15 protein-coding genes are annotated in these 14,159 nt (G+C 56.1%); 8 read left to right on the top strand and 7 right to left on the bottom strand.

The genetic code is table 11. The features are described 5' to 3' along the window. Positions 1 to 9 precede the first annotated feature (9 nt). Positions 10 to 1,497, bottom strand: a complete 1,488-nt coding sequence (locus FJ695_RS03485; RefSeq protein ID WP_141184146.1) for a hydroxymethylglutaryl-CoA synthase family protein — start codon at positions 1,495 to 1,497, stop codon at positions 10 to 12. Between the two features lie 30 nt (positions 1,498 to 1,527). Continuing rightward, positions 1,528 to 1,941, bottom strand: coding sequence for a PaaI family thioesterase (locus FJ695_RS03480; RefSeq protein ID WP_141184145.1), 414 nt, complete (start codon positions 1,939 to 1,941; stop codon positions 1,528 to 1,530). A gap of 225 nt (positions 1,942 to 2,166) precedes the next feature. Between FJ695_RS03480 and FJ695_RS03475 the strand changes: the two genes are divergently transcribed. The 7 genes from FJ695_RS03475 (at position 2,167) to FJ695_RS03445 (ending at position 8,779) form a co-directional block, all read left to right on the top strand. After that, on the top strand, positions 2,167 to 3,087 hold the full coding sequence (locus FJ695_RS03475) for an SDR family NAD(P)-dependent oxidoreductase (RefSeq protein ID WP_141184144.1): 921 nt from the start codon (positions 2,167 to 2,169) through the stop codon (positions 3,085 to 3,087). Further along, positions 3,087 to 3,953, top strand: a complete 867-nt coding sequence (locus FJ695_RS03470) for a MaoC/PaaZ C-terminal domain-containing protein (RefSeq protein ID WP_141184143.1) — start codon at positions 3,087 to 3,089, stop codon at positions 3,951 to 3,953. The genes FJ695_RS03475 and FJ695_RS03470 overlap by 1 nt, the downstream gene beginning before the upstream one ends. Before the next feature lie 13 nt (positions 3,954 to 3,966). After that, a complete protein-coding gene (locus FJ695_RS03465) occupies positions 3,967 to 4,413 on the top strand; it encodes a MarR family winged helix-turn-helix transcriptional regulator (protein WP_209010901.1) in 447 nt (148 codons plus the stop codon). A gap of 29 nt (positions 4,414 to 4,442) precedes the next feature. Beyond that, positions 4,443 to 5,588, top strand: a complete 1,146-nt coding sequence (locus tag FJ695_RS03460; protein WP_168206248.1) for a CaiB/BaiF CoA-transferase family protein — start codon at positions 4,443 to 4,445, stop codon at positions 5,586 to 5,588. Between the two features lie 196 nt (positions 5,589 to 5,784). Further along, positions 5,785 to 6,849 (top strand): C4-dicarboxylate TRAP transporter substrate-binding protein, encoded by a 1,065-nt coding sequence (locus FJ695_RS03455; protein ID WP_141184141.1) that lies wholly within the window; start codon positions 5,785 to 5,787, stop codon positions 6,847 to 6,849. After that, entirely contained in the window at positions 6,837 to 7,436 is a 600-nt protein-coding gene (locus FJ695_RS03450; RefSeq protein ID WP_141184140.1) for a TRAP transporter small permease, read from the top strand. Before FJ695_RS03455 ends, FJ695_RS03450 begins: the two co-directional genes overlap by 13 nt. Beyond that, positions 7,436 to 8,779 carry a TRAP transporter large permease gene (locus tag FJ695_RS03445; RefSeq protein WP_141184139.1) on the top strand — a complete coding sequence of 448 codons (1,344 nt, stop codon included), beginning with the start codon at positions 7,436 to 7,438 and terminating at the stop codon, positions 8,777 to 8,779. The genes FJ695_RS03450 and FJ695_RS03445 overlap by 1 nt, the downstream gene beginning before the upstream one ends. 64 nt (positions 8,780 to 8,843) lie before the next feature. Here the strand turns inward: FJ695_RS03445 and FJ695_RS03440 are convergent, their stop codons facing one another. Together FJ695_RS03440 and FJ695_RS03435 are read right to left on the bottom strand one after the other, a co-directional pair. Further along, the gene (locus FJ695_RS03440; protein ID WP_141184138.1) at positions 8,844 to 9,293 is read right to left on the bottom strand and encodes a GNAT family N-acetyltransferase; all 450 of its coding nucleotides are present in this window, start codon (positions 9,291 to 9,293) and stop codon (positions 8,844 to 8,846) included. Between the two features lie 142 nt (positions 9,294 to 9,435). Beyond that, a complete protein-coding gene (locus tag FJ695_RS03435) occupies positions 9,436 to 10,194 on the bottom strand; it encodes a Crp/Fnr family transcriptional regulator (RefSeq protein WP_168206247.1) in 759 nt (252 codons plus the stop codon). Between the two features lie 137 nt (positions 10,195 to 10,331). Between FJ695_RS03435 and FJ695_RS27940 the strand changes: the two genes are divergently transcribed. Next, positions 10,332 to 10,484 (top strand): hypothetical protein, encoded by a 153-nt coding sequence (locus FJ695_RS27940; protein ID WP_168206246.1) that lies wholly within the window; start codon positions 10,332 to 10,334, stop codon positions 10,482 to 10,484. Positions 10,485 to 10,516: 32 nt separating this feature from the next. On the opposite strand, the gene FJ695_RS03430 is transcribed toward FJ695_RS27940, so the two are convergent. The 3 genes from FJ695_RS03430 to FJ695_RS03420 form a co-directional block, all read right to left on the bottom strand. Then, positions 10,517 to 11,464, bottom strand: a complete 948-nt coding sequence (locus FJ695_RS03430; protein ID WP_141184136.1) for a homocysteine S-methyltransferase family protein — start codon at positions 11,462 to 11,464, stop codon at positions 10,517 to 10,519. A gap of 362 nt (positions 11,465 to 11,826) precedes the next feature. Then, positions 11,827 to 13,245: a carnitine 3-dehydrogenase gene (locus FJ695_RS03425; protein ID WP_141184135.1), complete on the bottom strand. Its 1,419-nt coding sequence runs from the start codon at positions 13,243 to 13,245 to the stop codon at positions 11,827 to 11,829. Then, positions 13,242 to 14,153 carry a 3-keto-5-aminohexanoate cleavage protein gene (locus FJ695_RS03420; protein ID WP_141184134.1) on the bottom strand — a complete coding sequence of 304 codons (912 nt, stop codon included), beginning with the start codon at positions 14,151 to 14,153 and terminating at the stop codon, positions 13,242 to 13,244. Before FJ695_RS03420 ends, FJ695_RS03425 begins: the two co-directional genes overlap by 4 nt. Positions 14,154 to 14,159 lie beyond the last annotated feature (6 nt).

Raw genomic sequence — 14,159 nt, 5'->3', positions numbered from 1 at the left:
GTCTCCTCCTTATTCTGCCGCTTCGGCGGGCGCAGTGCCCTGGTCGTCGTTGTCCGGCGTTGCTTTCCAGAAGTAGCGGCGGAAGCCCCGGTTTTTGTCGTGATCCTTCACCCGGAACATCAGTTTCATTGCCATGCCGACTTGCAGATCCTGGTCCGGATCGATGTCGGTGAAGTCGGCCATCAACCGGCCGCCGTCTTCAAACTGGATCATGCCGTAATGCGCGGGCGGGTCCGGCGAATAGGTCAACCTGTCCGAAGTGAAGGAATTCAGACGTGCCTTCTTGTCGGCAAAGGCATGATCTTCCTGTGTGCCGATGGCGCCGCAATTCGGATTGACGCAGACATTACTTTTAGGGAATTGCAGCGTGCCGCATTCTTTGCAGCATCCGCCAATCATCCGCTGAGCCATGTCGCGGTTGCGGTAGTGAGTGGACAGGCCCGTCTGTTTGTCGACCTCGGCCCGGATGCCTTCTTCCATGGTGACGAGGCCATTGACGGTGAGAAAGCGAGCATAGTTGCTGTCGGCCCGGCGGCGAGCCAGATGGCCGGAAATCGCTGTGCGTGGTGCCAAGGTTTTGATGGCGTCGGTGACTTCAAAAATCAGCGCATCACAGCCCTGGCCGAAGCCGGTCACCAGCATCCTGTCGCCCGGGTTGGCCGTTTCCAGAGCATGAACCAGCATAACGACTGGGTGCGCCGCTCCGGTTTCACCGCAAGTGGCCTGCAGGTTATCTGCAACGGCGGTTTCATTCAGTCCGGCTTTTTTGGCGAGCATGCCCGCAACCCGTTTCATGGCCGCAGGGAAACAGAAGGTGGTGATGTCACCAGCGGCAATCCCCGTCTTTTCCAAGACGGCGTTGATGGCTGCTGGCACGATTTTCAAATAACCTTCGTCGCGCAGCCAGCGTTCTTCCCAAGCGTAGTCATACTCATGGCCGGAGCCGCGGAAATGATCGACAAAGTCGGCCGATTCCGTGTGTGCTCCAATAAAGCGGGCAACCACATCGCCTTTGCCGACCAGGACGGCAGCAGCGCCGTCGCCGTAAGTCATTTCCTGCGGGCTGGCGGCTTTTGTCTGGCGCTGTTCGGATGCCGTGAACAGGATCGGGGCGCCGGATCCGTTTGCCGCCTGCAAAGCGACGGACAAGCCGGAACTGCCGGCGCGTTGGGATGCCGCGAGATCCAAAGTCATCAGCTGGCTTTTGAGGTTCAGCGCCTCTGCGACAACGCCGGCATTTTGCCGGTCCTCAAAGGGAAAGCTGGTGGACGCCATAAAGACAGCGGAGATTGAAGACCGGTCCTGGCCTTTCAGGCAATCCCGTGCCGCTTCTACGGCCATGGTGATTGCGTCCTCATCCCAATTGGCAATAGCGCGTTCGCCTTTGGCCAATCCTTTCAGGCCGGGATTGTACCAGCCATGCATCTTGGCAATTTCGGTGCGTTGCAACCGGCTTTGCGGCAGATAACCGCCAAAAGCCAGAATTCCCAAATCCATGATGTCTCTCCTCCCGCGCCCATTCGGCGCTTATGTCTTCGGTTTGCGGTCAAACAGCTTGAATGCCCCTGATGCAGTTGCGATCAAGGTGCCGTCCGGCAGGACAATCTCTCCTTCAGCGAAAAACACCGATCGGCCACCGCCGATCTTTCGGCCATGGGCCCTGAGCAGGCCTTTGCGCATCGGCGCAATGAAATTTGTGTTGAGCGTTAAGGTCATGCAGTAGAAGCGCGGCTCTGGTGGCGGCCGGTAGCAACCTGCCATGCCGCAGGCAAAATCAAGCGCGCTGACCAGAACTCCGCCATGCGTGATGCCCATGACATTGGTGTGGTAGTCTTCGATCTTAACTTCGACACAGGCATGGTTGCGCTGCCACTCGGTCAGCTCAAAACCAACATGCTTGTTGAATTCCCCGATGGCGTCCGATGGCTCGGCAAGCGTCATGGTGTCTCCCAAATAATCTGTTCAGCGGCCGGGCATTTGTCCGTGGTCCTTGCTCGTCGAAGGGCTAGCGGATTTGAGGCATTGCCTGCGCGCCTGTCCTGGCTGGTTGACATGAATATTATATGGCTTGAATATAATTCGCAAGCGTATTATTAATATGCGATACAAATCATATGGCGCGGTCAAGCTTGCGGCCGAATGCGCCCAAAAACTCAGGGGATGTGAATGTCCGACAATACTTTGCTCGAAGGAAAAGTCGCGATCGTAACCGGCGCTGGACGGGGTGTTGGCCGTGAAATTGCGCTGTTGATGGCACAAAAAGGTGCGCGTGTTGTCGTCAATGACCTCGGCGGGACAGGCGGCGGTGAAGGTGAAGACGCGCTGCCGGCAACTGAAGTTGTTAATGAGATCAAGGCAGCTGGGGGAGAAGCCGTCGCCAATTTTGACAGCGTGACAGATTCCAAAGCGGCTCAAGGCATGGTTGATCAAGCTGTCGAGAGCTTCGGTAAACTCGACATCGTGGTCAACAATGCAGGCATCGTTCGCGACGCCATTTTCCATAAGATGACTGAAGATGAATGGGATCAGGTGATCGCTGTTCATCTGAAAGGCGCATATAATGTCAGCCGGGCCGCGGCGACTTTGTTCCGCGAACAGCAGTCAGGCCGTATGATTCACATGACATCGACGTCTGGATTGGTCGGAAATTTCGGTCAGGCAAACTACGCGGCGGCAAAGCTTGGCATGGTTGGTCTGTCCCGCTCCATCGCGCTTGATATGGCCCGCTACAACGTCACGTCGAATGCCATTGGTCCGTTCGCCTGGAGCCGCCTGATCGGCACCATTCCGATTAAATCGGAAGAAGAGCGGATCCGGGTTGAGCGCTTAAAAAGCATGACACCGGCCAAAGTGGCCCCACTTGTGGCGGCGCTTGCTTCGGATGCGGCACAAAACGTCACCGGCCAGGTGTTTGTATCGCGTGGCGGAGAAGTCATGCTGATGAGCCAGCCCCGTCCGATCCGGGCAATGGCAAAACCGGAAGGTTGGACACCGGAAACCATTCTCGATCATGCCTTCCCGGCTTTCTCCAGTTCGCTGGTGCCGCTTGAGCGGTCCGCCGATGTGTTCTGTTGGGACCCGGTCTGATGGCAATCGACTACGACAAACTCATCGACTGGCCGTTTGAAGAGGTTGAGCAAACGTACTCAGTCAAAGATTCGATCATTTATGCGCTGGGCGTCGGGTATGGTCATGATCCGGTGGATGAGGGGCAGTTGCCGTTTGTCTTCGAGGAGACGGATTTCACCACGGTCCCGACCATGGCAGTTGTCTTGGCCGGACCAGGTTTCTGGTTGCGCAAACCGGAAACAGGCATCAACTGGCGCAAGATCCTTCATGGTGAGCAGGCCATTCGCTGGCACAAACCTTTGCCGCCGAGTGCAACAGTGACCGCCCGCACCAGAATTACGCGGATCTTGGACAAAGGTGCCGACAAAGGCGCTCTGATCTATTCAGAACGGGACCTCACTGACAAGGAAACTGGCGACAAACTCGCCACCTTGTCATCGACTACCTTTGCGCGCGGGGATGGCGGTTTCGGCGGGGCCTCGGGCCCTCAGCCGCAGCCTCACACTATTCCCGAGCGTGCCCCCTGCGCTGTCTGCGACCTCCCCACAAGGCCGCATGCAGCGTTGCTTTACCGCCTGTCCGGTGACCCCAATCCGCTGCATGCCGACCCGAAAGTGGCGTCTGCGGCTGGGTTCAAAGCGCCGATCCTCCATGGCCTCTGTACTTTAGGGGTCGCCGGACATGCGGTCTTGCGCAATTTTTGCGGTTATGACGTCAACCGGTTCAAGTCATTGAAACTCCGGTTCTCAAGTCCGGTGTATCCGGGCGAAACAATCCGCACCGAAATGTGGCGGGACGGGGATGCGATCTCGTTCCGCTCCAAGGTGGTGGAGCGCGATACGGTGGTTTTGGACAATGGATGCGTCGAATTGGGAGCGGCCTAAAGGAGGCAGCGCGATGGACGATACACTGACGGCCTGCAAGTCAATCTTTCAAGACATCGCCCGGTTCCGGGGGCAGTTGTTCGATCGGTTGATTGCGCCACATGGCCTGACCATGTCGCAAGCGCGCGTCCTGCTTCATCTGCTAATTGAAGATGAACTGACCCAATCGGACCTCGCCCGGCGGATGGACGTTGGCACAGTGACGGTGGGCGGCCTCGTGGACCGGCTGGAAGTGCGCGGTCTAGTCGAGCGGCGTTCCGATCCGGTCGACCGGCGGGCAAAGCGGGTGTGTTTGACAGAGTCCGCCCGGCCGCTTGAAAAAATCATGGACGAATGCAGTGCTGAAGTTGACGGTGCTTCTTTCCGGGGCTTGCCGGACACCAGCATTCACGTTTTGCTGTCCAACTTGCAGGAGGTTCGCAGGAACCTGCTGGAAACGCTCAACAAGGATGCCAGCTAAGCGGTTGGATCATCACGGGAGGATTTGGAATGGGGCCGCTTCAGGGGCTGAAGATAGTTGAATTTGCTGGAATAGGGCCCGGCCCATTCGGGTGCATGATGCTCGCCGACATGGGTGCGGAAATTCTGCGGATCGACAGGGAGCCAACCGGCGCCCAGAACATAGAAGGCATTGAAGATCAGCGAAAGAACAGCGTCGCGCGTGGCCGCAAATCCATCACCTTGGATCTCAAGGATCCCGACGCGATCCAAACGGCTCTCAAGTTGATCGAACGGGCGGATGCCTTGGTTGAAGGATTCCGCCCAGGCGTTATGGAGCGCCTTGGTCTTGGTCCAGATGTTTGCCTTTCCCGCAATCCGGCGCTTGTCTATGGGCGCATGACCGGCTGGGGCCAGACTGGACCGTTGTCGAGTGCTGCCGGTCACGACATGAATTATATTTCGCTCTCCGGTGCGCTCTGGTCGTTTGGCGAAAAGGGCCGGGATCCGGTTCCGCCGATGAATCTGCTCGGCGATTATGGCGGCGGCGGTATGTTCCTGGCCTTTGGGATTGTCTGCGCTCTTTTACAAGCACAAAAGACGGGCAAGGGCGATGTGGTCGATGCTGCGATTTGTGATGGCACTGCGGCCCTGATGGCGCCGGTCTATATGTGGCTTGCTTGCAATCGGTGGCAAAACCAGCGCGCTAGCAACCGCTTGGATGGAGCCGCGCCCTATTACGGTGTCTATAGGTGTTCAGATGGCAAATGGGTGTCGATTGCTCCCATTGAAGAAAAATTCTGGGCCCTCTTTCTGGAACTTTTGGAATTGGATCCTGCCCAAGTCGGTGACCGGCATGACCAAAATCGCTGGCCGGACATCAGGCGTAGTTTCGAAGCGATCATTGGAGCGAAACCTAGGGAGTACTGGTGCCGTTTGTTTGAAGGAACAGACATCTGTTTTGCGCCGATCCTGGATCTCGAAGAAGCCCCAAGACATCATCACAATGCGGCGCGGGAGATATTTGTTGAGCGCGATGGCGTGCTTCAGCCAGCTCCGGCTCCGCGGTTCGAAAACTCAAAGGTTGAGCTGCCCTCCCAACCTCCGGTGATCGGTGAACACAATGAAACCGCTTTGCGGGATTGGGGACTGGACGATACCGATCTGAGGGTGCTGGAAAAGAGCAACGCGCTCTAAAATCTGTCGAAAAAATTGATTCATGCGTGGGAAACAGGAGTGCTTGCGCCAAGAAGCAATATATGCATATTATTCGCATGCATATAATAAATATAATGAATAATAATTGTGCTGCCAAAGGAGAATTTGCGGCCGGAGCGACATAGCCGCACGGATCGAGCCGGAAGCCCGATCCACTTAATGGGAGGAAGAGAAGATGATTTCCATAAAGTCTGCCGTTCTCGGTTTGGGCTTGAGTGTTGCCATGGCCGGCGTGTCATCCGCCGGAACCGAGCTCCGGTACTCGGAAGCAGGTCCGAACCGAGGAGCCAGGGCAAAAGCGCTCCAATACTTTTTAGATGAAGCCAGCCGCAGGACCGATGGTGAGCTCACATTCGATGTTCATTGGGGTGGCGCGCTTCTAAAATGGTCCGCGGCTCTCAATGGGATTGCTGCCGGGGCCGCCGATATGGGAACCGTCATTGCGCCTTACGCGCCAAAGCAGCTTCAAGGGCTGGCAATTGGCGATCTGCCCATTTCCTCTTCAGATACTTGGGTGGGTTTGCGCGCAATGCACGAGCTCTTGACCACCAATGCGCAGCTCAAGGACTTCCTTGCCAAGGAAAACGTTGTCTTCTTGAGCAATTTCACCTCAACAGGTACGCAGTTCGAGTGCACCGGCGATCATAAAATCGAAAAGGTCGAGGACTTTGATGGTCTGACCGTTCGAGCCACCGGTACAGTTGGAAAGGCCTTGAACGAAATCGGCGCCAATGTCGTCAACATGACGTTCGACAAGGTTTATCAGGCGCTGGATTCCGGATTGGTCGATTGTGCAGCCGGTTATTACTATACCAACCGGGCCTTCCGGCATTACGAAATCATCAATCACATTACCGAAGCCAACTGGGGTCAGGTCGGTGGTTTTGCGCTGATCATGAACAAACATGTCTGGGAAGATCTCCCGCCGGAGCATCAGGAAGCGGTCATGGCTGCTGGCTCGAATATGGTGGATGAGTTTGCCCGGATTCAACTTGCCACCATCAATGACGTGAAGGCCGGTTTGGCAAGCGGCGAAATTGGCCGCAAGGTTCCGGTCGTTCCGCTGGCCGAAGAAGAGCGCGTCAAGCTGCTCGCCTTGTCGGACAAATATGTCCAGAAATGGATCGATGACATGACAGGCCGTGGCTATGACGGCCAGGGGATCTGGGATGAGTATGCCGGCCTGGTCGATAAATATGCGGCCGAGCTCGATGCCAAGGGTTACCCATGGGATCGGTAAAGACCCCAGTTCCGGCTCCGCCCAATGACGGGCGGGGCCGGAAAAACGCGGCCCTGAATGCCCTTGGCTGGCTTGAAACAGCATTCATTGCCACCGCGGCAGCTGCCATCTTAGGGATGTGCGTCTACATCACGCTGGGGATCCTCCTTCGGTCTCTGGTTGGCGTGCAGATCCCGGATGAGGTCGTTGTCGTAGGGGATTTGATGATCGGTGCGCTGATCTTGCCGCTCGCCTATGTTGCCGCCGATCGGGGGTTTATCGCTGTCGAAGTTCTGACCGACATGCTGCCCAAAGCCACACATGTCTGGCTCAATGTTCTGGCCGCCAGCGTTGGATTGCTCGCGGTAATCCCGATCACATATGCCGGCTATCTGGCGATGGTGCATGCGATCCAATCAGGGAACTACTTTTTCGGGATATTGGAATTGCCGGAATGGCCAGGCCGGGTCGCGTTTTTTGCCGGTTATGCGCTGTTCTTCATCCGCCTGACGATCCTGTTCCTTCAAGACCTATTGGCTGCCCTTGGGTCTGGTGGCGGCGGAACTCCGGACAAGACTCATGATCCCAGCTGGGAGGAAGCGGCCTAGTGGACCCCTCAACAATTGGCGTATTCGGCTTCATAGCAGCGTTGACGCTGCTGGCCTTACGCGTTCCGATCGGCTTTACCCTCGTCAGCGTGTCCTCAGTCTGTTCCCTGGTCACCTACGCGTGGCGCCCTGGACGGGAGTTCGATTTGGACCGTGGCCTGCGCCCGGCCATGGCGTTGATTGAATCGAACGCTTTTGAGTTCATTCATTCCTATTCGCTTTCCATGGTGCCGCTCTTTATCGCAGCCGGGCACATTGCCTACCACACGCGGATAACGACCGATATTTACGACGCGGTCCGGGTCTGGATGGCGCGGCTGCCGGGCGGTCTTGCGATCGCCTCGCTGATTGGCTGTGGCGGGTTCTCGGCAATCACGGGGTCAAGCGTGGCCTGTGCTTCGTCGATGGGCCGCATCTGTGTGCCGGAAATGTTGCGTTATGGATATGACAAACAATTGGCCACAGCGAGTGTCGCTGCCGGCGGTACACTCGGGGCGCTGATCCCGCCAAGCGTGTTGTTCATTCTTTATGGCACCTTTACCGAAACCTCGATCAGCCGGCTGTTTATGGCAGGTGTCGTGCCGGGGCTTTTGAGTCTGGCCGGTTTCATCATCACAGTGATGGTCTGGGTCAAATTCCGGCCGGGCGCAGCCCCGGTGCCAGAAGGCGAGATCTCCGGTGATGACCGGTTTACGGCTGCGACAAAGGCCTGGCCGGCGGCCACCTTGATGGTGATCATCATCGGCGGCATTTATGGCGGCATCTTCACAGCGACGGAGGCGGCAGCAGTCAGCCTGTCGTTTGTACTGGTCTACGGCACACTGTCTAAGCGGTTGCGCTGGGCCGATTTTGTCTTGTCGATGCGCGAAACCGCCTATCAGACTGGCTCTCTGTTTTTCATCGCGGTCGGTGCGAAGATCTTCGTGTCGTTCGTGTCGCTCACCGGTGTGACCGGCGGGTTGGTCGACTTGGTTGCCACCGCAGGCCTCGACACCTGGGTGATCTTGCTTTGCATTGTGGCGATCTACCTTGTCATGGGCATGTTCTTGGACCCAATCGGCACCATGCTGTTGACCCTTCCCTTCACGGTTCCGTTGATCGAGGGTATGGGGTTCAATTTGATCTGGTTCGGCGTCATTGTCGTTAAGCTTCTGGAGATCGGCCTGATCACGCCTCCGGTTGGCCTCAACGTTTTTGTCATCAATTCGGTGGTTGGCCGGGAAATCCAGGTGCACACGATCTTCTTCGGCATCATGAAGTTTCTGGTGCTGGACATCGCCGTCCTTTTGGCCCTTTTGGCCTTCCCGATCCTGTCGCTTGGCCTGCCGAGCCTGATGTTCTGATTGACAAATAGACTTACGCAGCCCCGGCCCCCGAGCCGGGGCTTTTTGGTGATTGGTCCTGGCTCTAGCCCAACAACTTTTCAAAATAGACGCGACTGAAGCCGTCTTCCTCGTGGCGGCCAGTTTCCGTGTAGCCAAGCTTTGGATAGATCTTAAGGTTCGCGGTCATTTTCTCATTCGTATAAAGACAAACAGATGGCAGCCCGAGCGCGCGGGCCTGTTTCTCACAATGACTTATCAGGGCCTTACCGATCCCTTGTCCGGCTGCTGCGGCATGGATCGCGACATTCTCCAGGAACATATGATCGTCTTTTGCAAAGAAGACGATAAATCCCAGCAGTTGGCCGGCGTCATCCGCCGCGATATCGACATAGCCAGCCTGGATCTGCGCGGCAAAATCGGCGGTCATTGGCGCCGGTTTTTTTCCAATAGCGGCAATATATGGGGAATAGGCCTCTTCAGCACAGGCGCGGATGGCTGGCTCGTCGCCAATCTCTGCGCGTCTAATATGCATGCCTGTGGTTCTCCGGAAATTGTCTGTGAAACCGGCATTCAGGCATTGGTGCTTGAAGGAGACATCCCGTGGGTCTGTTCAAACGACACCAGTGCCTTTTGATTGGATGAATATCATTTGGAAGGCAAGCTCAGAAGCCCAATCAGTTTAAGGCAACAATCTCGTTGTAGACCGCATCCAAATTCCGGATAAAGGCGGTTCGGCCGTCAAATTCGACCAGCCGGTCCTGTTGCAGTTTTCTTATCGTTCTGGAGATGGTTTCAGGACCAGTCCCGACCAGTGAGGCCAAATCCGCCCGTGCGATCGGGATTTCCAGAACATGCCGGTCAGCGGTGTCGATCTTGCCATTGCGTTCATACAACACCAACAGGACATGCAAGAGGCGCGACCGGATGCTGGCATTCATGGCTACAACATAATTGTCTTCCAGTTTCTGGGTGTCGCGAATACTGCGCCTCAAGAAACGTTCGCCAAGTGCTGAATCTGACGACAACAGCTGACTGATGACCGACCGGTGTATGAAGCAAACAAAACTGTCTTGCAGGATCTCAGCGGTATTGCGGTACTCGGTCTTGGTGAGAAATTCTTGATAGCCGAGGGTTGTTGCACCGTAATTCAACCGGACGAGGACCGAATTGCCGTCCGCATCGACCCGCCGGTCCCCCACGATGCCATCGCGGATACAAAAAACCCCATTGCAATCATCGCCTTGCTGATAGAGCAGTTCGCCCGCTTCATAAATTCTAGAATGTTTTGAAGAACTCAGGATTTCCAGTTCTCTGGCACCCAGGTCGCACCACTCCGTTTCTTTGCGCCTGTGACAATATGCGCAACAGTCTGGGTTTTTTCCCGTATTCCCGGACGTTCCTGAACATGGTTCTATGGCGTAGCTGGCGGTCACTATGGCTGGCTTTCGATTAACAATCGTCAATTACATGCTGCCGAGGATAAGGCCACACTCTACTTTTTCTCAATACGGAATAATCGGTATTAATGGTGGAAAAGCGTTCGTCTTCAACCCTCTCAACAGCACAACGCATGATCGACCGTTTTGGCGACCGTGCGATTGCCGAGTGTGAGCAGCGTTGGTATGAATTATTGGAGCATGGCGAAGACGATGCGGCCGCTCAGTGGAAGCAGGTCATTGATATTTTAAAGAAAATGAAATTGGCAAGCCCAAGCCGGAATTGAATTTTGAACTCAATCAAGCCTGCCGTGATAAGTTAAAAAGCTGGCGGGGCCGCAGCCGATGCTTGTGCGATTTTTCTCATGTGCCGCATGTCTGTGCCGCAGCATCCGCCAAGGACTTGAATATGTGGAAACCGTTTCCGGATATCCATTAGCTGTCCTGCCAATTCGGCTGGGTCACCATCATCAAGCTCTTCAGCTTCGTCCAGCTCCGCATGGCTGCACCGGGATGCATTTGCGACAATTCCGTTGACCCGCTGCATCCAAGGTTGATCATCAAGTATTGAGCCGAAATGATCGGGATGGGCGCAGTTGATCATGAAGTAGGCGGCATATCCGTCAGTTGCGGCATCCACCTCCGAGATCGCCTGCTCTAAGGTGCAGCCTGTCGGAAGTTTGCCATCAGTCTCGACTGTAAACGAGATTACGATTGGCAGACCAAATTGCTGTGCAGCCCGTACAATCCCTATCGCTTCGGATGGATAGGCAAGTGTATATCCGCTGACTACATCAACCTCGGTGTCAGCAAGTGCCGAAATCTGTTCAGAATGATAGCGTTCGGCTTCACTGGCGCTCATTTGCACTTCAGGCGCGTAGGCATCGTCACGCGGTCCAAGGTTGGCGCTGATCACTGCCGGCACATCGCTGTTGACTTTGCGCACCTCAACCATCAATGCAATGGCTTGCTGGTTGAACTGTTGTAATACTGCGGGTCCATACCCCAACGCAGCGCCCCGATCCCGGTTTGCAACCCATGTCGGGCTTTCTAGTATGACGCCGTTACCCGTCTCTCTGCCCAGTGCGATCATGTCGTTCAGGTATTCTTTCAGAAGTTTACGCCCATCGGCCGTTTCCAAAAGCGGATATGAAGCGAAGCCCGGCAGGTCGATGCCACGCGAAAAAATCAGATCGGTTTCCATGCCGACGTAGGCCAGGAGCAAATCGACATCTATGTTTGGAAACGTATCTCTGTAAATGGCCATGACGCGTATGCCCTATAGGTCGGTTAGCCTGTACCTATAACATCGGCAATATGACCCGTCACATTCTGGCCTGTCAGGGGCGGAGCACACCTTGTGTAGTCTTTGTCCAATATCACAGAGAGAGACTGACCTGGCAGCTCTGCGTCCTGGATTGCGCCTGTATTTTTTATAAACACCGCTTGGATATCGCCCTAACTTCCAGCATCGAAGCCGGCGCCCGGTTCCACAGCAGGGGCGCCGTGGAGCCTATTATCCGGTTTGAAACCGCTTCAAGCCGTCATTCAATTGATTTCGTCCGGTCCGGAATGAACTGCAGTCCGGACCGTTCAAGGTGGTTCAAATTGACCTGAATATTATCCTGCCTAAGCCCGCTGCCCAACGAACCGGCCCGCACCAACGGGCAGGCCGAGGGGTTCGTGAGCTATGTGGAAGGATTCCAGTTTCTCCTGAACCTCCGGAGCCGGCAGGGAACTTGCCCGAGTGGTGAGATCGACATGAAGCAACAGTGTTTCCACTGTTGCGGCGAGCGTGCCGTCAGCCCCATAGAGGAAATGGAAGAGGTGCAGCTTTTTGCCCTTGCCGTTGAGCACCTGGGTCTGGATGGTCAGTTGTTCGCCCGCATGGAGTTCACTTAAGTAGCGGACATGGGATTCGATCGTAAAATAGCTTTTCCCGGAAGCTATGTAGCTGGCATCCGCGCCGATCAACTGCATGAATTCGTCTGTCGCGAGAGACCCCGCCTCCAGATAGTGCGCTTCGTTCATATGACCGTTGTAGTCGGTCCAGCTGACCGGGATTTGACGGTCACCAGTGATGGGAAGGTCTTTGACCTCGGGAGCAGGCAGCTCGGTCTCATGCCGTTGGATCACACCGCCTGCGCCTGTGCCGGTCTTTTTGAGCGCCCGCATCATGCCGACCAGATTGTCATCGCGCAGCCGTTCCAATTCCCGGATCGACAAGTGCCCGGACTGGGCATCAGACTGTCCAGCGATGAGATCCACCAGTTCGTCGGTGAATTCCGGGACATCCATCAGCTTGGTCCACGGCCACTTCAAGGCAGGTCCGAACTGGGCCATGAAGTGTTTCATTCCAGCTTCACCGCCGGCAACCCGATAGGTTTCAAAGAGACCCATCTGGGCCCACCTAATGCCAAATCCCATCCGGATGGCTTCGTCGATTTCCTCCGTCGTGGCGATGCCGTCCTTGACGAGCCACAGGGCCTCCCGCCAGACAGCCTCAAGAAATCGGTCGGCAATATGCGCGTCGATTTCCTTGCGGACGATGAGCGGAAACATGCCGATTGTGCGCAGAATCTCTGCAGCTTTTTCGGTTGTCTCTGGATCGCCAACCAGCTCGATCAGCGGCAAAAGATAAACTGGATTGAACGGGTGGGCGACGATTGCCCGCGCACCGTTTGCCGTCAGCTCTGAGGGTTTGAAGCCGGAGGTTGACGATCCGATGACCGTGTCTCCCGGAACCAGTTCATTAAGTTGACCGAGAATTTTATGTTTGAGATCCAGCCGCTCAGGAATACTTTCCTGAACCCAGCTAGCGCCCTTGACCGCCTCGGCCATATCGGCGTGAAAACTTAAAGTCCCCTCAGCCGGAAGGGCCTTGTCGTAGAGCGCCGGAAGACTGCGGCGGGCATTGGCAATCACTTCACCGATTTTGCGTTCAGCCTCCGGATCTGGATCGAAAACCGCAACATCCCAGCCGTTTAACAGAAAGCGGGCGGCCCAGCCGCCGCCGATGACACCGCCGCCAATGATCGCTGCTTTCATTTCGGAGCCCTTTTGGTGAGGCCAAGTTTTTCGCGCACGGCATCTGGTCCGATGATGCGGGCGCCCATGCCTTCAATGATGCCGGCTGCTTTTTCGACGAGCTGGGCGTTGGTGGCGAGAACGCCTTTTTCCAAGAACAGATTGTCTTCCAGGCCAACACGTACATGGCCACCGGCGAGAACGGAGGCACCGACATAGGGCATTTGATCGCGTCCAAGGCTGAAGGCAGACCAGGACCAATCCTGCGGCACGGCATTGACCATGGCGAGGAACGTGTTGAGGTCGTTCGGTGCGCCCCACGGAACGCCCATGCACAGCTGCACCAGGGCGGGGGAAGCGAGCGTGCCTTCTTCGACAAGCTGTTTGGCAAACCACAGATGACCAGTGTCAAACGCTTCGATCTCCGGCTTAACACCAAGCTCAGTCATCATAGCGCCCATTGCCCGGAGCATGCCAGGGGTGTTGGTCATGACATAATCGGCTTCGGCAAAATTCATGGTGCCGCAGTCGAGCGTACAGATCTCCGGCAGGCATTCGGCAATATGCGCCATCCGCTCCGTGGCGCCGACCATATCTGTGCCAGCCGGATTGACTGGCAGCGGAGCCTCTGTGGACCCAAACGTGATGTCGCCGCCCATTCCAGCCGTCAGGTTCAGGACCACGTCAACATCAGCCGCCCGGATGAGATCGGTGACTTCCCGGTAGAGCTCAAGACGCCGGGATGGCACACCGGTGTCTGGATCGCGGACGTGGCAATGGACCACCGCGGCACCGGCTTTGGCCGCATCGATCGCACTGGCGGCAATCTCTTTGGGGCTGCGCGGCACATGGGGAGATTTGTCTTGGGTCGAGCCCGACCCGGTGACGGCACAGGTGATGAAAACATCACGGTTCATTTGAAGTGGCATGGTTCC

The organism is Labrenzia sp. PHM005 (genome assembly GCF_006517275.1).
Classification (GTDB): domain Bacteria; phylum Pseudomonadota; class Alphaproteobacteria; order Rhizobiales; family Stappiaceae; genus Roseibium.
The sequence above is the reverse complement of the archived record's forward strand: the minus strand, read 5'-3'. Positions and strand labels throughout refer to the sequence as shown.

Coding starts and splice junctions, on each gene's coding strand:
- FJ695_RS03485 (WP_141184146.1), bottom strand. CDS start 1,497: ATGGATTTGGGAATTCTGGCTTTTGGCGGTTATCTGCCGCAAAGCCGG.
- FJ695_RS03480 (WP_141184145.1), bottom strand. CDS start 1,941: ATGACGCTTGCCGAGCCATCGGACGCCATCGGGGAATTCAACAAGCAT.
- FJ695_RS03475 (WP_141184144.1), top strand. CDS start 2,167: ATGTCCGACAATACTTTGCTCGAAGGAAAAGTCGCGATCGTAACCGGC.
- FJ695_RS03470 (WP_141184143.1), top strand. CDS start 3,087: ATGGCAATCGACTACGACAAACTCATCGACTGGCCGTTTGAAGAGGTT.
- FJ695_RS03465 (WP_209010901.1), top strand. CDS start 3,967: ATGGACGATACACTGACGGCCTGCAAGTCAATCTTTCAAGACATCGCC.
- FJ695_RS03460 (WP_168206248.1), top strand. CDS start 4,443: ATGGGGCCGCTTCAGGGGCTGAAGATAGTTGAATTTGCTGGAATAGGG.
- FJ695_RS03455 (WP_141184141.1), top strand. CDS start 5,785: ATGATTTCCATAAAGTCTGCCGTTCTCGGTTTGGGCTTGAGTGTTGCC.
- FJ695_RS03450 (WP_141184140.1), top strand. CDS start 6,837: ATGGGATCGGTAAAGACCCCAGTTCCGGCTCCGCCCAATGACGGGCGG.
- FJ695_RS03440 (WP_141184138.1), bottom strand. CDS start 9,293: ATGCATATTAGACGCGCAGAGATTGGCGACGAGCCAGCCATCCGCGCC.
- FJ695_RS27940 (WP_168206246.1), top strand. CDS start 10,332: ATGATCGACCGTTTTGGCGACCGTGCGATTGCCGAGTGTGAGCAGCGT.
- FJ695_RS03430 (WP_141184136.1), bottom strand. CDS start 11,464: ATGGCCATTTACAGAGATACGTTTCCAAACATAGATGTCGATTTGCTC.
- FJ695_RS03425 (WP_141184135.1), bottom strand. CDS start 13,245: ATGAAAGCAGCGATCATTGGCGGCGGTGTCATCGGCGGCGGCTGGGCC.
- FJ695_RS03420 (WP_141184134.1), bottom strand. CDS start 14,153: ATGCCACTTCAAATGAACCGTGATGTTTTCATCACCTGTGCCGTCACC.